Annotated in this window: 22 protein-coding genes and 2 tRNA genes; 6 read left to right on the forward strand and 18 right to left on the reverse strand. The window is 67.8% G+C overall.

Annotation, left to right across the window (positions count from 1 at the left end; genetic code table 11):
* Positions 1-7 precede the first annotated feature (7 nt).
* The 10 genes from rpsC to Q7P21_RS01730 form a co-directional block, all read right to left on the reverse strand.
* Complete coding sequence (gene rpsC, locus Q7P21_RS01685; protein ID WP_304170282.1) at positions 8-766, reverse strand: 30S ribosomal protein S3; 759 nt, start codon at positions 764-766, stop codon at positions 8-10.
* A complete protein-coding gene (gene rplV / locus Q7P21_RS01690; protein WP_242562612.1) occupies positions 766-1,146 on the reverse strand; it encodes a 50S ribosomal protein L22 in 381 nt (126 codons plus the stop codon). Before rplV ends, rpsC begins: the two co-directional genes overlap by 1 nt.
* Positions 1,147-1,148: 2 nt before the next feature.
* A complete protein-coding gene (gene rpsS, locus Q7P21_RS01695) occupies positions 1,149-1,427 on the reverse strand; it encodes a 30S ribosomal protein S19 (RefSeq protein ID WP_242562611.1) in 279 nt (92 codons plus the stop codon).
* A gap of 3 nt (positions 1,428-1,430) precedes the next feature.
* Complete coding sequence (rplB, locus tag Q7P21_RS01700; RefSeq protein ID WP_304170281.1) at positions 1,431-2,267, reverse strand: 50S ribosomal protein L2; 837 nt, start codon at positions 2,265-2,267, stop codon at positions 1,431-1,433.
* Positions 2,268-2,271: 4 nt separating this feature from the next.
* The gene (locus Q7P21_RS01705) at positions 2,272-2,571 is read right to left on the reverse strand and encodes a 50S ribosomal protein L23 (RefSeq protein WP_242562609.1); all 300 of its coding nucleotides are present in this window, start codon (positions 2,569-2,571) and stop codon (positions 2,272-2,274) included.
* On the reverse strand, positions 2,571-3,209 hold the full coding sequence (rplD, locus tag Q7P21_RS01710; RefSeq protein ID WP_304170280.1) for a 50S ribosomal protein L4: 639 nt from the start codon (positions 3,207-3,209) through the stop codon (positions 2,571-2,573). Before rplD ends, Q7P21_RS01705 begins: the two co-directional genes overlap by 1 nt.
* Complete coding sequence (rplC, locus tag Q7P21_RS01715) at positions 3,209-3,955, reverse strand: 50S ribosomal protein L3 (RefSeq protein WP_304170279.1); 747 nt, start codon at positions 3,953-3,955, stop codon at positions 3,209-3,211. The genes rplD and rplC overlap by 1 nt, the downstream gene beginning before the upstream one ends.
* A gap of 13 nt (positions 3,956-3,968) precedes the next feature.
* Positions 3,969-4,277, reverse strand: a complete 309-nt coding sequence (rpsJ, locus tag Q7P21_RS01720) for a 30S ribosomal protein S10 (protein ID WP_110449816.1) — start codon at positions 4,275-4,277, stop codon at positions 3,969-3,971.
* 311 nt (positions 4,278-4,588) lie between these two features.
* Entirely contained in the window at positions 4,589-5,416 is an 828-nt protein-coding gene (locus Q7P21_RS01725) for a GIN domain-containing protein (RefSeq protein WP_304175433.1), read from the reverse strand.
* Positions 5,417-5,503: 87 nt separating this feature from the next.
* Positions 5,504-6,973: an adenosine deaminase gene (locus Q7P21_RS01730; RefSeq protein WP_304170277.1), complete on the reverse strand. Its 1,470-nt coding sequence runs from the start codon at positions 6,971-6,973 to the stop codon at positions 5,504-5,506.
* A 295-nt stretch (positions 6,974-7,268) separates the two neighbouring features.
* On the opposite strand from Q7P21_RS01730, the gene Q7P21_RS01735 reads away from it, so the two are divergent.
* Positions 7,269-8,030, forward strand: coding sequence for a beta/gamma crystallin-related protein (locus tag Q7P21_RS01735; RefSeq protein WP_304175435.1), 762 nt, complete (start codon positions 7,269-7,271; stop codon positions 8,028-8,030).
* 75 nt (positions 8,031-8,105) lie between these two features.
* On the opposite strand, the gene tuf is transcribed toward Q7P21_RS01735, so the two are convergent.
* From tuf to Q7P21_RS01750, 3 genes are all read right to left on the reverse strand, one after another.
* The gene (gene tuf / locus Q7P21_RS01740) at positions 8,106-9,296 is read right to left on the reverse strand and encodes an elongation factor Tu (RefSeq protein WP_304175437.1); all 1,191 of its coding nucleotides are present in this window, start codon (positions 9,294-9,296) and stop codon (positions 8,106-8,108) included.
* 31 nt (positions 9,297-9,327) lie between these two features.
* Positions 9,328-9,401: transfer RNA gene (locus tag Q7P21_RS01745), tRNA-Gly, on the reverse strand.
* 52 nt (positions 9,402-9,453) lie between these two features.
* A tRNA-Tyr gene (locus Q7P21_RS01750) sits at positions 9,454-9,539 on the reverse strand.
* Between the two features lie 66 nt (positions 9,540-9,605).
* On the opposite strand from Q7P21_RS01750, the gene rlmB reads away from it, so the two are divergent.
* A complete protein-coding gene (gene rlmB, locus Q7P21_RS01755) occupies positions 9,606-10,412 on the forward strand; it encodes a 23S rRNA (guanosine(2251)-2'-O)-methyltransferase RlmB (RefSeq protein WP_304164225.1) in 807 nt (268 codons plus the stop codon).
* 151 nt (positions 10,413-10,563) lie between these two features.
* Positions 10,564-12,453 carry a stalk-specific protein X gene (locus Q7P21_RS01760; protein WP_304175439.1) on the forward strand — a complete coding sequence of 630 codons (1,890 nt, stop codon included), beginning with the start codon at positions 10,564-10,566 and terminating at the stop codon, positions 12,451-12,453.
* A gap of 276 nt (positions 12,454-12,729) precedes the next feature.
* Here the strand turns inward: Q7P21_RS01760 and Q7P21_RS01765 are convergent, their stop codons facing one another.
* Positions 12,730-13,875 carry an aminotransferase class I/II-fold pyridoxal phosphate-dependent enzyme gene (locus Q7P21_RS01765; RefSeq protein WP_304164231.1) on the reverse strand — a complete coding sequence of 382 codons (1,146 nt, stop codon included), beginning with the start codon at positions 13,873-13,875 and terminating at the stop codon, positions 12,730-12,732.
* Between the two features lie 42 nt (positions 13,876-13,917).
* Positions 13,918-14,901 carry a hypothetical protein gene (locus Q7P21_RS01770; protein ID WP_304175440.1) on the reverse strand — a complete coding sequence of 328 codons (984 nt, stop codon included), beginning with the start codon at positions 14,899-14,901 and terminating at the stop codon, positions 13,918-13,920.
* A 134-nt stretch (positions 14,902-15,035) separates the two neighbouring features.
* Between Q7P21_RS01770 and Q7P21_RS01775 the strand changes: the two genes are divergently transcribed.
* Positions 15,036-15,953, forward strand: coding sequence for a S9 family peptidase (locus tag Q7P21_RS01775; protein WP_304175442.1), 918 nt, complete (start codon positions 15,036-15,038; stop codon positions 15,951-15,953).
* On the opposite strand, the gene Q7P21_RS01780 is transcribed toward Q7P21_RS01775, so the two are convergent.
* The gene (locus Q7P21_RS01780; RefSeq protein WP_304164238.1) at positions 15,946-16,686 is read right to left on the reverse strand and encodes an IclR family transcriptional regulator; all 741 of its coding nucleotides are present in this window, start codon (positions 16,684-16,686) and stop codon (positions 15,946-15,948) included. The two genes, Q7P21_RS01775 and Q7P21_RS01780, sit on opposite strands and share 8 nt — an antisense overlap.
* A gap of 149 nt (positions 16,687-16,835) precedes the next feature.
* Here Q7P21_RS01780 and Q7P21_RS01785 point away from each other — a divergent pair, with 149 nt between their 5' ends.
* Both Q7P21_RS01785 and Q7P21_RS01790 read left to right on the forward strand, forming a co-directional pair.
* Positions 16,836-18,374, forward strand: coding sequence for an acetyl-CoA acetyltransferase (locus tag Q7P21_RS01785; protein WP_304164241.1), 1,539 nt, complete (start codon positions 16,836-16,838; stop codon positions 18,372-18,374).
* Between the two features lie 40 nt (positions 18,375-18,414).
* Entirely contained in the window at positions 18,415-19,164 is a 750-nt protein-coding gene (locus tag Q7P21_RS01790) for a YjbE family putative metal transport protein (RefSeq protein WP_304164242.1), read from the forward strand.
* On the opposite strand, the gene Q7P21_RS01795 is transcribed toward Q7P21_RS01790, so the two are convergent.
* Together Q7P21_RS01795 and Q7P21_RS01800 are read right to left on the reverse strand one after the other, a co-directional pair.
* The gene (locus Q7P21_RS01795) at positions 19,161-19,385 is read right to left on the reverse strand and encodes a hypothetical protein (RefSeq protein ID WP_304164244.1); all 225 of its coding nucleotides are present in this window, start codon (positions 19,383-19,385) and stop codon (positions 19,161-19,163) included. The two genes, Q7P21_RS01790 and Q7P21_RS01795, sit on opposite strands and share 4 nt — an antisense overlap.
* Positions 19,386-19,428: 43 nt before the next feature.
* The gene (locus Q7P21_RS01800) at positions 19,429-20,568 is read right to left on the reverse strand and encodes an alpha-L-fucosidase (RefSeq protein ID WP_304175444.1); all 1,140 of its coding nucleotides are present in this window, start codon (positions 20,566-20,568) and stop codon (positions 19,429-19,431) included.
* Between the last annotated feature and the right edge of the window lie 17 nt (positions 20,569-20,585).

Below are 20,585 nucleotides of genomic sequence, written 5' to 3' on the forward strand. Positions count from 1 at the left end.
CTCAACCTCACGCGCCGGCCTGGTCGCGGCGATCGCGACGCGGACCGCGATCAGGGCGATCGCCCCGTTCACGACCGCCGCCTTCGCCAGCGGGACCGGATTCAGTGGCCAGGCGCTTATCCAGCGCCATGGGATCGTGCTCGAGGACTTCGCCCTTAAACACCCACACCTTCACACCGATGATGCCGTAGGTGGTCTTGGCTTCCGTCAGCCCGTAGTCGATGTCCGCGCGCAGCGTGTGACGCGGCACCCGGCCCTCGTGGTAGGACTCGGTACGGGCGATTTCCGCGCCGCCCAGACGACCGGCGACTTCGATGCGCATGCCCTTCGCGCCCAGACGCATCGCGCTTTGCAGCGAACGCTTCATGGCGCGACGGAAGGCGATCCGGCGCTCGAGTTGCTGGGCGATGTTCTCGGCCACCAGCTGGGCGTCGGTTTCCGGCTTGCGGATCTCAACGATGTTTAGGTGAACTTCACCGCCGGTGATGGTGGTGACGTCCTTGCGGAGCTTGTCGATGTCCGCGCCCTTCTTGCCGATGATCACGCCAGGGCGCGCGGCATAGATGGTGATGCGGCACTTCTTGTGGGGACGCTCGATGATGATGCGCGAGACGCCGGCTTGGTACAGGCGCTTCTTCAGCATCTTACGGACCTTGATGTCCTCGTGCAGAAGCTTGCCGTACTCGGCGCCGTCGGCGAACCAACGGGAGTCCCAGGTGCGGTTGATGCCGAGGCGAAGCCCGACCGGATTGACTTTTTGACCCATCAGGCGGCCTCACCCAGCTCGCGGACCACGATCGTGATCTCGCTAAACGGCTTTTCGATGCGCGAGGCCCGGCCGCGAGCGCGGGCGGAGAAGCGCTTCATAACCAGGTTCTTGCCCACGAAGGCCTCGGCGACGACGAGCGAGTCGATGTCGAGGTTGTGGTTGTTCTCGGCGTTGGAGATCGCCGAGTAGAGCGCCTTGCGCACATCGCGAGCGATGCGCTTGTGGCTGAATTCCAGTTCGTTCAGAGCCCGCTGGACCTTGAGGCCGCGGATCGACTGAGCGACGAGGTTCAGCTTGCGGGGGCTGATGCGCAGGGAGGTGACCTTGGCCACCGCCTCGGCGGCGCTGAAGCGCCGGGCTTTTGCTTGCTTGGCCATGACTACTTCCTCTTGGCCTTCTTATCGGCCGCGTGGCCCGGGAAGTACCGGGTAGGCGCGAACTCACCGAGCTTCATGCCGACCATGTCTTCGCTAATCAGCACCGGGACGTGCTTTTGGCCGTTGTGAACCCCAAAGGTGAGGCCCACGAACTGCGGCATGATGGTGGAGCGACGCGACCAGGTCTTGATCACGTCCTTGCGGCCGGAACCTTGGGCGGTTTCGGCCTTCTTCAGCAGGTATCCGTCGACAAACGGACCTTTCCAGACGGAACGGGTCATGGCTTAGCGAGCCTTCCGAGCATGGCGCGAACGGATGATGTACTTATCCGTCGTCTTGTTGGTGCGGGTCTTGGCGCCCTTGGTCGGCTTGCCCCACGGGGTGACCGGGTGACGACCGCCAGAGGTGCGGCCTTCGCCGCCGCCGTGCGGGTGGTCGACGGGGTTCATGACGACGCCGCGGACGTGCGGGCGGAAGCCCATGTGACGGGTGCGGCCGGCCTTGCCGAGCACCTGGTTCATGTGATCCTGGTTCGAGACGGCGCCGACCGTGGCCATGCAGCTGTCCTGGACCATCCGCAGTTCGCCCGAGTTCAGGCGGATCTGGGCGTAGCCGGCGTCACGACCGACCAGCTGGGCGTAGGCGCCAGCCGAACGGGCGATCTGACCGCCCTTGAGGGGCTTCAGCTCGACATTGTGAATGATCGTGCCGATCGGCATGCCACGCAGCGGCATGGCGTTGCCCGGCTTCACGTCGGCCTTCTCGGAGGCGATCACCTGATCGCCGGCCTTGATGCGCTGCGGGGCCAGGATATAGGCCAGCTCGCCATCGGCGTACTTGATCAGCGCGATGAAGGCGGTCCGGTTCGGGTCGTACTCAAGGCGTTCGACCGTGGCCGGGATGTCCCACTTGCGACGCTTGAAGTCGACCATGCGGTACAGGCGCTTGGCGCCGCCGCCGCGGAAGCGGACGGCGATCCGGCCACCGCCGCCACGACCGCCGGTCTTGGTCAGACCGTGGACGAGCGACTTCTCCGGCTTGCCCTTGTGGAGCTCGGACTTGTCGACCAGCACCAGCCCACGACGGGACGGCGAGGTCGGATTGTAATGCTTCAGAGCCATCTGCTTAGAGCCCCGTGGTGATGTCGATCGACTGGCCTTCGGCCAGGGTCACGACAGCTTTCTTGACGTCCGAGCGGCGGCCCGGACGGCCCCGGAAGCGCTTGGTCTTGCCCTTGACGACCAGGGTGTTGACCTTGGTGACAGTGACTTTGAACAGGGCTTCGACGGCGGCGGCGATTTCGTCCTTGGTCGCGTCGTTGGCGACCCGGAAGACGACCTTGTTCTGCTCGGAGAGCAGAGTGGCCTTTTCCGTGATCACCGGCGACAGGATCGCGTCGTAGTGGCGGGCGGTCGGGCTAGCCATTACGCGGCCTCCTTCTCGGCGAAGCGCGCGTTGATCGCATCGACCGCGTCCTTGGTGAGGACCAGGGTCTGGCGACGCAGCACGTCATAGACGTTGAGGCCGGCGTTCGGCAGCACGTCCACGTTCGGGATGTTGCGCGAGGCCATGGCGAAGTTGGTGTCGACTTCCGACCCGGCGATCACCAGGACGTTGGTCCAACCCATCTTGCCGAGCTGAGCGCGCAGGGCCGAGGTCTTCGGATCGGTGATGGCCACCGTATCCACGATCACCAGGGCGCCGCTCTTGGCCTTGGAAGACAGCGCATGGCGCAGGGCCAGGGCGCGGAACTTCTTGGGCAGATCGAAGGCGTGGCTGCGGACCACGGGACCGTGGGCCTTGGCGCCGCCGACGAACTGAGCCGCACGGCGCGAACCGTGACGAGCGCCGCCGGAGCCCTTCTGCTTGTACATCTTCTTGCCGGTGCGAGAGACCTCGTTCCGGACCTGGATCTTGTGATTGCCCGAGCGGCGCTTGGCGAGCTGCCAAGTGACCATGCGCTGCAGGATGTCGCCGCGGATGTCTTCGATACCGAAGATGGCGTCGGACAGTTCAATCGAACCGCCCTTCGCGCCGTCGAGCTTGATGACGTCGAGTTTCATTATGCTTCGCCCTCAGCTTGGGGCGCCTCGGCAGGAGCCTCTTCCGCCGCGGGAGCCGCAACCGACTGGCCAGGCTTACGGAACGCGCCAGGCTTGGGAGCCTCGGCGGGAGCCGCAATCTTCACCGCGTCGCGGATCTTCACGAAGGAACCCTCGGTCCCGGGCACAGCGCCCTTGACCAGGATCAGGCCGCGCTCGGCGTCGATGCGCCAGACGGTCAGGTTCAGGGTGGTGACGGTCTCGACCCCGAGGTGGCCGGCCATCTTCTTGCCCTTGAAGGTCTTGCCAGGATCCTGGCGCTGACCGGTCGAGCCGTGGGCCCGGTGGGAGACGGACACACCGTGGGTGGCCCGCATACCGCCGAAGTTCCAGCGCTTCATGGCGCCCTGGAAACCCTTACCAACCGTCACGCCCGTCACATCGACCTTTTGGCCGGGGAGGTAGTGGTCGGCGGTCAGTTCCGCGCCCACTTCGATCAGGTTGTCCGGGCTGACCCGGAACTCGGCCAGTTCGCGCTTCGGCTCGACTTCAGCCTTGGCGAAATGGCCGCGCATGGCCTTGCTGGTGTTTTTCGGCTTCTTGGCGCCGGCTCCGAGCTGGAGCGCAACATAGCCGTCCTTTTCCTGGGTCCGCTGGCCGGTGACCTGGCAGCCTTCAAGGCTGAGCACGGTCACGGGAACATGGACGCCGGCTTCATCGAAGAAGCGGGCCATACCCAGTTTCTTGGCGATCACGCCGGTACGCATCGACCGATCCCCCTTACAGCTTGATCTCGACGTCCACGCCAGCGGACAGGTCGAGCTTCATGAGCGCGTCCACGGTCTGCGGGGTGGGGTCGACGATATCGAGCACGCGCTTATGCGTGCGGATTTCGAACTGCTCGCGCGACTTCTTGTCGATGTGCGGCGAGCGGTTGACGGTGAATTTTTCGATCTGCGTCGGCAGGGGGATGGGCCCCCGCACGGTCGCGCCGGTGCGCTTGGCCGTATTGACGATCTCGCGTGTGGAATGGTCCAGCACGCGGTGGTCAAAGGCCTTGAGCCGGATGCGGATGTTCTGACGATCCATATCGCTCTTCAATTTCCCCTACAGACGACGGTCCGTCCGCGTGACTTTGACCATTTCAAAGACCAACCCGCGCCCCTCGTAAAAGGAGCCCGTACGCGTAAGTCCGCTCAAACGATTTAGGCCCGCGCGAAAACCTTCCGCGAGGGCCGCTTCCCGAGATGCTGAATTAGCTTGCCTCAGGTCGTTCCGCGAACCGCGTCTGCGCTTCAAATCACTTCGAAGCGCACAGCCGATCCAACAGGAGGCGCGTCTATACGTGTGCGACTCGGCCCCGTCAAGAGCCGCGCGAGGCGGCTCGTGACGGGGTGAGATCAGCCGATGTTGACGCTGCCCGAACCGACGATCGCCTTGCTGACGCCGCCCGTGACCTGCTTGACGCTGACATCGCCAGAGCCGGCGATCTTGGCCTTGAGCTCGCCCACGACGCCGTCGAAGCGCACATCGCCAGAGCCGGCGATGGTGACCGCCATCTCGTCGGCGTGGCCGCCTGCGACGCGGACATCGCCCGAGCCGGCGATCTTGACGTTCAACGGCCCGCCGATCGAGGCGGCCCAGACATCGCCGGAGCCGGCGGTCTCGACCTCGAGCCGGCCCGCGATCGCCTGGGTGTGGACATCCCCGGAGCCGGCGATGCGGATCACCGCCTCCCCGACCGAGCCGACATTGACGTCGCCGGAGCCCGCCTCATTGAGCCGGAACTTGCCGGCCACGTTGGCCACGGTCCAGTCGCCGCAGCCGGCGTTGGAGAAGCTCAGGCTGGCGGTCTTGCCGACCGAGCCGAACACCGCGCCGCCCGTGGCGACATCGGCGTCGCGCGGCGTCCGGATGACCACCTGGGGCATATCGGCATAGGCGATGTCGCCGATCCCCGACACCCGCACCGAGACATGGCCCTCGGAGCCGTGGCACTCGCGGATGCGGCGGTCGAGATTGCCGTCGATGATCCACTTTCCGCCCAGGTTGCGCACCTGCAGCGGCAGGGCGGGATTGGACGAGATGATCTCGACCTTCACGTCTGAGCGATCCTCTGGGATCACGACGACGCGGGCGACCGCGTCCTTGACCTCGACGGAGGCGGCGTTGGCGACGCCGCCGGCCATGGCCAGACCTGTCGCAGCGATGGCGGCTAGAAGACGCATTCGTCTCCTCCTTTATGAACAACCCTGCGCGGACGGTAGTCGGGCGGCCCTGGGCGAGCAGCTTAATTCGCGGTCATGACAGAGGTTTCATCTGGCTGCGCCTGCGGCTTCGAACAGCGCCAGCAGATGTTCGTGACGCCATTGTTCCCGCGCCTTGTCCGAACCCGCCACCAGGGCCGCGCAGGGGCCGGGCTTGGGCGCCTCGGCGCCGATCTGCCCGGCGCAGGCCTGGGCGGGCTTGGCGTAGGTCCCAGGGTCGCGCCAGAGCCCCTCCCCGCTCAGGAAGGCATAGGCGATGGCGTTGCGGGCCGAGCGTTTGAGGTCGGCATAGTCGGCCCCCTCCCCCGCCGCCCGGGCGTATTCATGGGAGAGGTCGATGCGCAGCAGGCCGGCGTCGTCGGTCGACAGGCTGGTGGGCACCCGGCGCTGGCGTAGCCAGGCATAGGGGTGGGCCTTGCCCCGGACCTCCAGGATGGAGTCATTGGACGACAGATTGATCTCGACCAGCACCCCCTTGGCCGCCGCCTCCGCCGCCAGGGCCTCGGCCCCATCCTCCTGGGCGAAGTCGACCCCATGGCCGATGCGCCGCGCGCCGGCCACGCGGATCGCCTGGGCGACGTGAGACCCCAGGTCGGCGGGCGTAGCGTATTTCAGCGTCAGCTCACCGGCGTGAAGAGCCACCGGAACCTTGCGGCCGTGATCGGTCAGATAGTCCACCATCCGCATGTGCAGGCTGTAATTGGCGAGCGACGCGGGATTGTCCTCCGGCGCCACCATCTGCAGACCCACCCAGCGGGGGTCGGCGGCGATCAGGGCCACGCCCAGTTGCAACTGGGCGAAGGTCTGTTCCGGCGCCAGGACCCGGATGGTCTGGACCAGATAGCGGACGGTCACCTGGCAGCCTGGCGACGCGTCGGGGGCGCCGCACTTCATCACCGTGCGGGCGCGGGCCTCCAGGGCGTCGGTCTGGGCCATGGCGGCGGGGACCAGGGCTTCGAGCCCGGCCGCGCTGTCGGCCGCCTTCTGGGCCGCCAGATCCCCGCCCTTCCAGCCCGCCTGCCCGCCCTTGAGCGCGGCGGCCAGGCCCTGGGGCGTGACCATCACCTCCAGATAGAAGGTGTTCTGACGGGCCAGGCCCTCCAGCACGACGGCCAACTCATCCCCGGCCCGGGCCTCCGGCAGGGCGCCGATGCGACCAAATGCGGTGAAGAACTGGTCGTGGCCGGAGCGGCCCATGAACTCGGGGTGTCGGGTGGAGAAGGAATCGATCAGCGCCGAGCGAAGGGTCTCGTCCCGGACCGCCGCAGCCGCCGGCTTCAGGGTGTCATCGGGCGTACAGGGCGGGGCGAGCGCCAGGCGTTTGGTGTCGATGCAGAGTCCGTCCTCAACCGCCCACTGCAGCAGGGTCTCCCCGAAGATCGCGCCGGACAGGTGATTGTGCAGCTCGCCGCCCTTGGGAAAGGCGCGGGCGAAGGCGGCCAGCTCGCCGCCAGTCATATGCGCCAGGTCTGGCTGGCGCGCCGCCGCCGGCCCGGCCAGCAGCCCCAGGATCAGCATCCCCAAGGTCCCGATCGCGATCCGTCCCCTTGCCCGCCACGCCATCCGACTTCTCTCCCCAAACCCGGTCACCGCGCAGCAGGCGAGAGGCCGTGTCAAGCCTGCGGCCCGGCCGGCACGATCGGACTCCACTTTCGCGGCTGAGCTTCTAGGGTGAAGCTCCAGGGTGACGCCGCCCCGAGGGCCTGCGCCGGTTCAGCCGCCGTTCACCCCAGGGTTCGGAAGATCAACCCGGCACGAGGCGCGCATGCGAAGGCCGTGCGCCAGGGACGAAACGACAGGCTTGAGGTTGGGCATGAAAACCGGAATTTTCTCCATCGCCGCGCTGGTGGGCGCCAGCACAATCGCCGCGGCGGCGCCGCACGCCGCATTGGCCCAGGGCTATGACGCCCCTCCCCCCGGCAGCTACTGGCAGACCTGCCAGAACGTGCGGGTCAGCGGCGGCGGGGCCAACCGCACCTTGTCAGCCGAATGCCGCGACGTGCGCGGCGGCTGGCGCAGCTCCAGCCTGCGCTACACCGATTGCCGCGGCGAAATCGAGAACCGAGACGGCCAGCTGGCCTGCTTCTCCGGTGATCCCAATCAAGGCGGCTACCGCCCGCCGGTCAATGGCGGCGGGTATGGGAACGGCTACGGCAATGGCTATGGTCCCGGAAATGGCGGCGGCAACGGAGGCTATGGCCAGGGTGGCTACGGCCAGGGCGGTTATGGCCAGGGTGGTTATGGCCAGGGTGGTTATGGCCAAGGTGGCTATGGGAACGGCGGCTATGGCGCCGGGGGCTATCCGGGCCGGCCAGGGGCAAGCGGCGGCTCCATCACCATCTTCTATGGGGTGAACTTCACAGGGCCCAGCTTTGGAGCCAATCGTGAGATCACCAACCTGCCCAAGCGCGACAATGACAAGGCCATGAGCTTGCGGATCAGCCGGGGCAGCGCCTGGCAGGTCTGCACCGACAGCGACTTCCGCGGCCGCTGTGAGATCTTCACCTCCGATGTCCGTGATCTGAACCAGTTCGGCATGGGCGAGGCCGTGACCTCCATGCGCCAGGTTCGCTGAACACCCAAAGAAAAGGCCGCCCAGGTTTCCCTGGGCGGCCTGGTCTTCAGCGTCACCCTCTGACGAGGGCGGCGACTATTCGATGATCTTGGACACCACGCCGGCGCCGACGGTCCGGCCGCCTTCGCGAATGGCGAAGCGCAGGCCCTGGTCCATGGCGATCGGGGTGATCAGCTCGACGTCCAGCTCGGCGTTGTCGCCCGGCATGATCATTTCCACGCCTTCGCGCAGCTTGATGATCCCGGTCACGTCCGTCGTGCGGAAGTAGAACTGAGGACGATAGTTGGTGAAGAACGGGGTGTGACGGCCGCCCTCTTCCTTCGTCAGGATATAGGCTTCGGCCACGAACTTGGTGTGCGGAGTGATCGAACCCGGCTTGCACAGAACCTGACCACGCTCGACGTCCTCACGCTTGGTGCCGCGCAGCAGCACACCCACGTTGTCGCCGGCCTGGCCTTGATCCAGCAGCTTGCGGAACATTTCCACGCCCGTGCAGGTCGTCTTCTGAACGGGGCGGATGCCCACGATCTCGACTTCCTCACCGACCTTCACGATCCCCTTCTCGATACGGCCGGTCACAACCGTGCCGCGGCCCGAGATCGAGAACACGTCTTCCACAGGCATCAGGAACGGAAGGTCCACAGGACGATCCGGCTGCGGGATATAGGCGTCGACCTGGGTCATCAGCTCGAGGATCCGGTCTTCGCCGATCGCCGGCTCACGACCTTCAACCGCCGCCAGGGCCGAGCCCTTGACGATCGGAATGTCGTCGCCCGGGAACTGATACGACGACAGAAGTTCGCGAACCTCCATCTCAACCAGTTCCAGCAGCTCTTCGTCGTCGACCATGTCGACCTTGTTCATGAACACCACCAGGGCCGGAACACCAACCTGGCGCGCCAGCAGAATGTGCTCGCGGGTCTGCGGCATCGGACCATCAGCGGCCGAAACCACCAGAATGGCCCCGTCCATCTGGGCCGCGCCCGTGATCATGTTCTTCACATAGTCGGCGTGACCAGGGCAGTCGACGTGCGCGTAGTGACGGTTCGCCGTCTCATATTCCACGTGCGCCGTGTTGATCGTGATCCCGCGCGCCTTCTCTTCCGGCGCAGCGTCGATATCCGCGTAGGCCTTCGCCGTCGCGCCACCGCTCTTCGCCAGAACAATCGTGATCGCCGCCGTCAGCGTCGTCTTCCCATGGTCAACGTGACCAATCGTGCCGATGTTGCAGTGCGGCTTATTGCGTTCAAACTTCTCTTTGGCCATGGGGGTCCCTGACGGCGTAGGTCGAATGGGTTGGAGCGGGTAGCGGGAATCGAACCCGCATCCTCAGCTTGGAAGGCTGCTGCACTACCACTGTGCTATACCCGCAATTGGGGCGGTGCTCGGGCGAGCCTCCCTGAAGATGTTTTGCTCTGGCGCGTGGTGGGGGAAGTAGGACTCGAACCTACGAAGGCTGACGCCAGGGGATTTACAGTCCCCCCCCTTTGCCACTCGGGACATTCCCCCAGCGCGCTCAGAGCCCTATTAGGACGCGGTAATCATCTCCGGCCCCAATTTGGAGGGCGTCTTATAGTGTCGTCGTCTCACGAACGCAACGCAGCCCGAAAGGGTTCTAAAAAGCCGCATGGAAAGCCCGCCCCCGCGCGCTTCCATCCCAAGCGCGATAACGCCTCGGATGACTGGCTTTGGGGCTGGCACGCCGTGGCTGCGGCCCTTGAGAACCCGGCGCGGGGCGCGCCCATGCGCCTGCTGGCCACCGCCGATCGCGCCAAGGAGATCGAGGCGCGATTCGGCCGACCGGCCGCCCTGGAGATCGTCGACGCCCCACTGATTGGTCAGAATCTGCCCGCCGGCGCCGTCCATCAGGGCGTCGCCCTGCGCGGTCCGCCGCTTGAGGACGTCTCGCTCGAGGACTTCGTGGCCCGGCCCGGCGCCGTGCTGATCATGCTGGACCAGGTGACCGACCCGCAGAACGTCGGCGCCGTGCTGCGCTCGGCCGCCGCCTTCGGGGCGGCGGGCGTCATCCTGCAGGATCGCCATGCGCCCAAGCTGACCGGCATGCTGGCCAAGGCGGCGGTCGGCGCGGTCGACAAGATCCCGACGGCGCGGGTGACCAACCTGTCGCGGGCCATCGAGACCCTCACCGAATCTGGCTGGCGGGCGCTCGGCCTGGCGGGATCGGGAGAGCGAACCCTGGACGCCGCCCTGGACGGTCAGGCCGTGTTGCTCATTCTGGGCTCCGAGGGCGAGGGGCTGCGCAGGCTCGTCGCCGAGCACTGCGACGAGCTGGTCCGCATCGCCATGCCCGGCGGGTTCGAGAGTCTTAACGTTTCAGCCGCGGCGGCGGTCGCCCTCTATGAGGCGACACGTGTCCGATAAATGGGGCGAACGCCGTTCGCTCATCAGGCGAAATGCATATACCTCAATCGATTCACCCTTTTGATTTCCGCCTCCACCGTGTTTGTTGTCATCCTGACACCAAGTTCGGTCACTTTGACCTGTGATCTACGCGATGGGATGGGGGCTTCCGATGGCGGGCGTGTTAACCAAGACGGCGTTGCGGGGGGCTGCAGCGGTCGCCTTATTGACCTTCGCGGGGTGTAGCGGTCCGTCGCCGCACCAGACCCCGCCACCGCCGAACAGCTATGGCCAGGCTCCGCCGCCGTCGCTGATGGGCGGCGCGCCGGGCTCGTCGGACAGCTCCGGCCTGATGGGCGGACCTGGTGGGACGAAGGCCCAGGCGCCTGGGCCGTCCGCGACCTCGAATCCGAAATATCTGATGCGTCTGGTCACCTATCGCCGCGCCGACGGCGTGCTGGTCACCGCCATGCGTCCCGTCAAGAATCCCGAAGACATGACCGCCGCCGAGCGGCGTCAGGTCTATGGCACCCGCTATGCGCCCCGCGCTCATGTCAGCGGCCACGTCCATGCCTATGGCGTCGCCCAGGCGAAGCCTGCGCCGGTGATGATGGCCCAGGCCAAGCCCGCGCCCCAGATCGTGGCCGCCAAGCCGCTGCCGCCGGTGACGGCCGCGCCCGCGCCCCAGACCGTGGTCAGCGAAACCGCCAAGCCGGCGCCGATCGTCGCCGCGGTGATGACGCCGCCTCCGGCCACGGGCCTGCCGGCGCCGACCGATCCCAAGCTGGCCGCCCTGCAGACCGCTGTGGGCGGCGAAGTGGCCGCCGGCTCCAAGCTGACCGTGCCTGAGGGCCTGGCCAAGGGCGAAACCGCCCAGGTCAGCCTGTCGCTGCCCCAGACCCTGCTGGCGATCATCCAGCGCGAAGCGGGCAAGCTCGGCCTCGGCAAGGCCGCCAAGAAGGCGGACGTCACCGCCACCCTGTCCGGCGACGGCTATGAGATCACCCCGAACGGTCCGCAGACCGCCAAGCTGAAGCTCGGCCAGGCGCCCGCCTTCAACTGGCAGGTCAAGCCGGGCGCCGGCGAGAAAGGCCCCCTGAAGGCCGACGTCGACGCCAGCCTCAAGGGCTTCAAGCTGCCGATGACCTTCTCGCTCGCCAGCCTGGAGCAGGCGGTGAAGGCCGCCCTGCCCGCGCCGACGCCGCGCGACAAGGGGTCCCTGCTCGATAAGCTGGCCATCCCCGGCATGCCCACCGTCAAGATTCCCGGCATCGGGGTGGTGGCCTCCAAGAAGGTGGTCGCTGTCGGTCTGCTGCTGCTGGGCCTGGCCCTGCTGGTGGCGATCGCCCGCAACGCCGGCGAAAGCGCCCGCCGCAATGAGCGTCGGCGGAAGTTCCGCACTATGACCGACACCGGCGGCCATGCCGTCGAGGTCGACGATCACGACCACGGCCACGGTAGCGGCCTCGCCGCGCCGCTGGCCGCCGCCGCTGCGGGCGCCGCCGCCGCCGGGGTTATCGCCGCCGCCGCCCACGCTCACGATAATCATGGCCACGGCCATGACGATCACGGGCATGACGATCACGGCCACGCCGCGCCGGCTCACGACGACCATGGTCATGCTCCGGCCGCTCATGACGATCATGGGCATGGACATGACGACCATGGCCACGCGCCGGCCGCCGCCCATGACGATCACGGGCACGGCCATGACGACCACGGCCACGCCGCACCGGCCGCCGACGACCACGGCCACGGCCACGATGACCATGGTCATGCGCCCGCCGCCGCTCATGACGATCATGGCCACGACGATCACGGGCACGCCGCGCCGGCCCATGATGATCATGGGCACGACGACCACGGTCACGCGCCCGCCGCTGCGGCCCACGATGACCACGGGCACGGGCATGACGACCATGGCCACGCCGCACCGGCTCACGATGACCACGGCCACGACGACCATGGCCATGCGCCGGCCGCCGCGCACGACGATCATGGCCATGACGATCATGGGCACGGGCACGACGACCACGCCAAGGAACTCGAGCACGCCCACTGACGAACTGGGCCTCGCCCAGCCGCTCGGACGGCGCCGGATGACAACGATCCGGCGCCGACGACCGCGCGAAACCCCGCGCCTTCGGCGCGCGGAGCCGCGTTGCCAAACAGCGTTATCGGTGTTTCACTCCCCGTCTTAGCCGCGCATCAGACGCGGCGCGGAGGACGGCAGGAGGTCGGCATGATCAATGCCCTCGGAGCGCTCATCGGCATGATGCTTGCGGCGCTGTGGCGCGGTTGCGCCCTGCACGGCCGCGCGGGTCTCCCCCAATAGGATCTAGACGGCGGTCGCCGCCATGCGCGCGGCGAACCAGGGCGTCAGGCGCTTCAGCGCCTCCTCGACCTCCGGCGTCGAGACCGCGAAGCTCAGCCGGATGTAGTGACGCCCTTCCACAGGATCGAAATCGACGCCGGGCGCGGTCGCGACCCCGGTGTCGCGCAGCAGGTCCTTGCAGAAGGCCAGGCTGTCCTCGGTCAGATGTCCCACATGGGCATAGATATAGAAGGCCCCGTCCGGCGGCGCGATCGAGCGCAGGCCGAGATCGGGCAAGGCGGCCAGCAACAGCTCGCGATTGCGCCGATAGACGGCCACATGGCCTTCCAACTCCTCGCGCGCGTCCATGGCGGCCAGAGCCGCGTGCTGGCTGAGCGAAGGCGCGGTCAGGAACAGGTTGCCGACATAGGCCCTGGCCCGTGACAGATGGCTCCTGGGGGCCAGCAACCAGCCCAGACGCCAGCCCACCATGCTGAAATATTTCGAGAAGCTGTTGATCACCAGGGCGTCAGGCGCGAACTCCAGGATCGAGCGGGCCGGCGCCACATAGCTCAGGCCGTGATAGATCTCGTCGGAGACGATGCGGATGCCGCGCGCCTGGCAGACCTTGGCGATCGCCTCCAGCTCCTGAGCCTCGATGATCGTGCCGGTCGGATTGGCCGGGCTGGCCAGGACCACCCCGGCCGGCGCGGGATCCAGCGCCTCCAGGTGAGCGGCGGTCAGCTGGAACCGGCTCTCGGGTCCGCAGGCGATCTCCACCGGAACCATGTGCAGGGCCTTCAGGGTGTTGCGATAGGCCACATAGCCCGGCCGCGCCAAAGCCACCTCATCCCCTGGCGAGAAGCTGGAGGCCAGGGCGAGCAGCAGGGCCGGCGACGCCCCACAGGTCAGGATGATCTGGTCGGCCTCGACCTTGACCCCATAGGTCTCGTCATAGTGCCGCGCGATCCGCGCCTTGAGCGCCGGGCTTTCCCAATAGCCCATGCCGTCGGTGTCCAGCACCTGGTGGGCCACCGCTATGGCCGCCGCCGGAGCGCCGGTCGAGGGTTGGCCGAACTCCATGTGGATGATGGAGCGCCCCTCCGCCTTCAGCCGGTGGGCCAGGCTGGAGATGGCGATGGCGTGGAACGGATCGATCTGGGCGGACATGGCCGCTTGGTAGCCAGAAACCAGCCGCCTGACCACCGCCGCTCAGGGGCGAAGCGCGGTCTTCAGCGGAATCCGCACCACGTCGCCCTTGTAGTAGTCCGTCAGCCAGATGGCGCCGAAGCCGATGCCGAGAGAATCGCCGCCCTCCCCCACCCATTGCCGCCAAACCTGGCCGGTGCGCGCGTCGGTGGCCGACAGCGGAACCTTGCGCATGGTGGTCCAGACCCTGCCGCGAGCGAAGGCGATGTCGCCGCCATGCCCCGGGGTCTCCAGGGCCGTCGTCCCGACCGCGACCCGGCGCCGCGCATCAATGCGAGTCAGCGTGCCGTCACCCTGGTTCAGGGTCCAGACCGCGCCCGCCCCATCCGCCAGGAAGCGCGGGCGGGGGCCGGTGGGAACCGTAGTCAGCACCACACCGGTCCTGGAGTCCACGGCGGTGACCAGGCTGGCCTCAATACTGGTCACCCAGACCACGCCGCCACGGACGTGCGGGTTGAAGGATCCCGCCGCCAGCTTCACGGTCTGGCGCACGGCGCCGGACACCGGATCGATCCGCGCCAGGGCGCCGTCCTTGTTGGTCGCCATCCACAGGCTGTCGGCGCTGGCCGCGATCCCGCCCTCCGCCCCGGCTGGAGCGACCGGCAGGACCATCAGGGCATGGGTCTTCAGATCCACCCGGGCCAAGCCGGCCTTGTCCCCGCACAGCGGCGCCCAGATCGCGCCAAAGCCAATGACGAGCCCCGCGCAGGGCTCGCCCGGCAGGGCGACCGCCGCGATCTCGCGATTGGTCTTCGGGTCGATCTCATGCAGGGCGTTCGGGCCGGTCCCGCCGATCCAGACCTCATGCCGGGCGATGGCCACCCAGTCGGCGGTCGCGCTCAGATGCAGCACGGCGGCCGGGGTCAGGTCAGTCATCGGCTTGCGCAGGCTGGCAAGGTCCGCCGCCGTCGCCGCGCCAGCTCCCAGCAGCACAAGCGCCTGAGCCAACCCAACTGCGCGGACCAGGATCGATCGACCGTCTCGCATCAGCGCCCCCCAGAGCTCATGGCCGAGAGCTTAGCCGAGGCGTCCGGACCGCCAAGCGGCAATGGTCATTCCAAACGCGAAAGGCCATGTTGGTCACGGCGGGTTCACTCGCTGCTTCGCCCGGAGTCCGACCCATGAAATCTCTGCCGTCGATGTTGCTGGCGCTGGGCCTCGCGACCCAGGCATGGGCCGCGCCGCCCGCCGATCTCCCGGCCGCGATCTATGCCGACCCGCCTGCGGACGCAGCCTTCCCCGCCCGCGGCGTCGCCGTCCAAATTCCCAGCGGCGGCCAGATGATGAACGCCTTGCTCTATCTGCCGGCCGGGCGCGGACCGCATCCGGTCGCGATCCTGATGCACGGCCTGCCCGGCTACGACGGGAACCTCGACCTCGCCCAGGTGATGCGGCGCGCGGGATGGGCGGTGATCACCTTCCACTATCGGGGAACCTGGGGCTCGGGGGGCGCCTTCAGCCTCGGCGGGTCGGCGGACGACGGCATGGCGGTGATGGACTGGCTGCACATGTCGGCCACCACCAAGGCCTTCCGCTTCGATCCGGGCCGGGTGGTCGTGCTGGGCCACTCCATGGGCGGCTATGACGCGGCCTATGCCTGCGCCCACACCCCCTCGGTGCTGGGTTGCGCCCTGCTCGCGCCGTGGGACATCAGCGCCGACCAACCGGCCCTGGCCAAGATGACGCCTGAGGAACGCGATCACTTCGCCGCCACCAGCCTCGACGACATCGACGGCCGGATCAGCGGCATGACCGCTCGGCAGATCGCCGAGATCATCGCCACCGAAGGCCAGACCTGGAGACTGGCCGACCTGGCGCCCGCTCTCGCCAATCACCCGCTGCTGGTGGTCACCGATACCCGTGACGATGATGACGACAAGGCGCTGGCCCTGCTGCCGGCGCTCGCCGAGGCCAAGGCCAAGAAGCTGCAGGCGGTGACCCTGGACAGCGATCACGGCTCCAGCGACCACCGGGTGGCCCTGCAGATCCTGGTCCTGAAGTGGCTGGCGACCCTGCCTGGCGCGCCGCCGCTCAGATAGAGCCCAGAGCGGCCACCGCTTCGCGCAGGCGCGAGACCAGCCCCGCTTCAAGGGGCTCGAGCTCCTCGGTGCGGCCCGTCACCCCGATCGCCAGTTGCCGGGCCGCGACCGCCCGGGGCGCCAGCACGCCGATCAGGCCGAAGCCCGGGCTGACCGCGTCCTTGGAGAAGGCGTAGCCCCGCGTCCGAACGCCATGCAGCCGCACCAGCAGGTCTGCGACATCCATGCGGTCGTCGGGCTGGCGGGCCCGCACCCGGCGCATCAGGCGGCGCACCTCGGCGTCCGGCTGGGCGCTGAGCAACAGCAACCCCATGCCCGAATGGGCGAGCGGCCGCAGCTGGCCCGGCGTCACCATGGCCTTCAACGGCTCTCCGGAATGGACCAGATGCAGGTACTGGGCATGCAGGTCGGACTGGGCGGCCAGCACCACGGTCAGGCCGGTCTCGGCGTGCAGCCGGTGGGCGGCGGCCAGGATCGCGCCCTCGCCGAACAGCCCCTCATGCACCCACTGGCCCAGGACCGCGATGCGCATGGTCGGCATATAGGTCCGCCGCGCCCGGTCATATTCGAGATAGCCCATGACCACGAGGCTCTTGAGCAGGGCTGCGGCGCTGGAGGTCGGATAGCCCAGCCGCGCGGTCACCTCGCCAAGGCTCAACGCCCGACGCTCCAGCTCGAACAACTCGAGCACTGCGAAGGCCCGCTGAGCCGATTTCACCACTGCGTCGGTCACATCGCGCCCCTCGCCCCTTCCACATATGCGGAATTGCAGCGCCCGCACGCAACCGTCGTCTCAATGACTTTGGGCGCCGCTGCGTCAGCCGGCTAGTGTCCGCGTCGAGGGCGCGTCCGACCGCGCCAGGACTTTGAGGAGTATCTGGAATGAGCGATCTGACGCCGATCATCGTGGGCGTGGGCGAGGCCTCGGAGCGCATCGACGCGCCCGGCTATCAAGCCCTGTCGCCCGTGGACCTGGCCGCCGCCGCCGCCCGCGCCGCCCTCGATGACGCCCTGTCGGTCGCCGCCCTGGCCCCGCACCTCGACGTCGTCGCCGGCATTCCGCAGTTCGAGATTTCCGGGCCCCAGGCTGTCGCCCCCTTCGGCCGGGCCGACAACTTCCCCCGCGCCGTGGCCCAGCGCATCGGCGCTGATCCGGCCCGCGCCATCCTCGAGCCCGTGGGCGGCCAGGGCCCGCAGCACCTGGTCAATGAGTTCGCCCAGGCCATCGCCAAGGGCGAAACCGGCATGGCGCTGTTCTTCGGCTCCGAAGCCATCTCCACCGTGCGCCACCTGATGAGCCAGGGGGAAAAGCGCGACTGGAACGAGAGCGTCGGCGGCCAGATGGAGAACCGTGGCTATGGCCTGGACGGCCTGGTCACCATGGACCTCGCCGGCCACGGGGCCCGCACCCCGATCCAGCTCTATGCGATGTTCGAGAACGCGCGCCGCGCCAAGACGGGCCTCGACCGCGAGGCCTACGCCCTGGAGATGGGCCGGCTGTTCGCCCCCTTCACGGAGGTCGCCCACGGCAATCCGCACGCCATGAGCCAGGAGGTGTTCGACGCCCAGGGCCTGGCGACCGTCACGCCCAAGAACCGCATCGTCGCCGATCCCTTCCCCCGCCGCATGGTGGCCCGCGACCAGGCCAACCAGGGCGCGGCCGTGCTGATGACCTCGGTCGGCAAGGCCCGCGAACTGGGCATTCCGGAAGACAAGTGGATCTATCTGCATGGCGGCGCAGACGTCGCCGAGCGCACCCCGATCGAGCGCCAGGACCTGGCCGCCTATCCTGCGGCGGCGATCGCCGCCAAGGCGGCGTTGGAGCGAGCCGGGGTGACGGCGGCCGACATCGCGGTGTTCGACCTCTACAGCTGCTTTCCGATCGCCGTGACCACGGTCCGCGATGACCTGGGCATAGCCGCCGACGATCCTCGCCCGCTCACCGTCACCGGCGGCCTGCCGTTCTTCGGCGGAGCCGGGAACAACTATTCCATGCACGCCATCGCCAGCATGGTCCGGGCTCTGCGCGCGCGACCGGGTGACTACGGCTTCGTCGGCGCCAATGGCGGCTTCCTGTCGAAATATTCCACCGGCGTCTATTCGACCCGGCCGGCAACCTGGAAGGGCTTCGAGTCCAAGGGTCTGCAGGCCGAGATCAACGCCTGGCCAAAGCCCGTGATCGCCGAGGCGCCCACCACCGGGACCGTGGTCACCTACACCATCGACTATGGCCGCGAGGCCCCACATGGGGTGCTGGTCTGCGCCGACGCGGCGGGGAACCGGTTCGTGGCCATGACCGAGGCCGGCCCGGACGACATCGCGGGCCAGATGATCGCCGGCGAACCCCTGGGCGCGACGGTGCAGGTGCGCCAGGACGAACGGGGCCGCAACGTCGTCACGGCCTTCGCCCCCAAACCCTGACGTGCTTGCGCCTCCGGACGGGGCGCCGCACTAAGGGGCGATGGACTTCCTGACCCATCTGCCGGCCGCCGGCGCCCTCGTCGCCTTCTTCCAGGTCGTGATGATCGATCTGGCGCTGGCTGGCGACAACGCCGTGGCCGTGGGCCTGGCCGCCGCCGGTCTGCCACCTAAGCAACGCCGCAAGGCCATCGTCTTCGGCCTGATGGGCGCGGTGGTGATGCTGATCGGCTTCGCCCTGATCACCGTCCAGCTGCTCAAGCTGGTCGGACTGCTGCTGGCCGGCGGGCTCCTGCTGCTCTGGGTCTGCTGGAAGATGTGGCGCGAGCTCTCCGACCAGGGCCATGAGGCCGAGGCGGAAGGCGAGACGGCCCTGGGCGAGGCCACCGGGGTCAATATCGGCGGCAAGACCCGTCGGGCGACCAAGGCCAAGACCATGGGTCAGGCCCTGCTGCAGATCCTGGTCGCTGACCTGACCATGTCGCTGGACAATGTGCTGGCCGTGGCTGGCGCCGCGCGGGAACACCCGCAGGTGCTGATCGCCGGCCTCTTGCTGTCCATCACCCTGATGGGCGTGGCCGCCAGCTGGATCGCCAAGCTGCTGCACCGCTTCCGCTGGCTGGGCTATCTGGGCCTGGTCATCGTGCTCTTGGTCTCGGCCCGGATGATCTGGGAGGGCCACCGCAGCGTGATCATCGATCTGGGCAAGGTCACGACCTATAACGAGATCATGCCCCGGGCCCTGGACATCACCCCCGCCGAACTGGCGAGGCACGCGGCGAAGAAGGGCTAGTCGCGCCGTCGCCTCTCCGACCTGCGCCCTGACAACCCGAGGAATTTCAGACCTTCCTCCCGGCCGTCGCTCAGGGCGCCCTCGCCGGCTTTGCGCCGCCCCAAGGTGTTCAGTATCCACTTGGCGAAGCTGTCGAAGGCATAGGGCGAGCGGTAGTCGAACGTCTCGAACAGGCCCGGTCGCCTGTTCAGGAATACGAACTTCGTGGCCGGCGGCTTCATCGTCCTCTCCTTCGCCTGCACATCGACAGGCTTCGTCACCACTCTACCCACCCCGCAGGATCCGCCCCAGGTCCCGCAACGGGGCCTGCTGCACCGGTGGGATCGTCGCGTCCGCCATCGGCCCGACATTGATCAGCAGATTGCCGCCCCGCGCCGTGACGTCGCGATAGAGCGCGGTCAGGGCTTCGCCGGTCAGATAGTCGGCCGTCTCCTCATTGGCGTTGTAGCCAAAGGCCATGCCCAGACCCCGGGTCGATTCCCACTTGGCTCCACCCATGTCGCCCCCGTCGGCATATTCCACCGTGCGGAAGTCGAAGTGGTGGCGTGGCGTCGAGCTGCTCTCCCCGCCGCTCGCAGCCGTCCGAGCCTTGACCATGGCGTTGAAACCCGCGAGGCCCTCCGGCGTGCGCAGGCTGTCGAACAGGCCGGTGTTCCCCATCCAGCGGTCGTTGACCACGCCGTCGGGAACGGCCGCGTAGTAATAGGCGAACAGGTCATCGAGGTCGCGGCCGTCGGGCCAGGCGATATCGTTCCACAGCACCGAGGGTTTGTAGCGGTCGATCAGTTCGCGGACCTGGGCGACGGCGTATTGGCGATAGGCCTCGCCCGGCGGCACGCAGGCGAACATCTCGCCGAAGTTCGAGATCGGGCTGTGGTGGAAGGTCCAGTCCAGCCCACCGGAATAATAGAGCCCGAACCGCATGCCGCGCTTGCGCACCGCCTGCGCCAGTTCGCCGACGAAGTCGCGCTGGCTATGCCAGCCCGGCCGGTTGGGGTTTTCCACGCCGGTCGGCCATAGGCAGAAGCCGTCATGATGCTTGGTGACGAAGACCACATAGGCGGCGCCGGCGGCCTCGAACAGATCCACCCAGGCCTCGGCGTCAAAAGCCTGGGCGGCGGCCTCGAAGGGCTCGCGGAAGGCGGAATAGGGCTGGTCGCCATAGAGTTCGGCGTGGCGCACCGCCGTGGGGCTGCCCGCCACCTTCATGGCGTTGGGGTACCATTCGGCATAGGGCCCCAGCGCGAAAGCGTGGTCGTAGTCGTCGCGCACCAGCTCGGTCAGCGAGGCGCCCCGCGGCGCCCAGGCGGGTATCGCCCACATGCCCCAGTGGATGAAGATCCCCAGCTGGGGCTCGGCGTACCAGTCCGGGCACGGCCGGCCCTCGAAGGCGGCGTTGGTCAAGTCATCCTCCCGCGCCG

Origin of the sequence: Phenylobacterium aquaticum, from assembly GCF_947378715.1 — a bacterium.
Taxonomy (GTDB): domain Bacteria; phylum Pseudomonadota; class Alphaproteobacteria; order Caulobacterales; family Caulobacteraceae; genus Phenylobacterium; species Phenylobacterium aquaticum_A.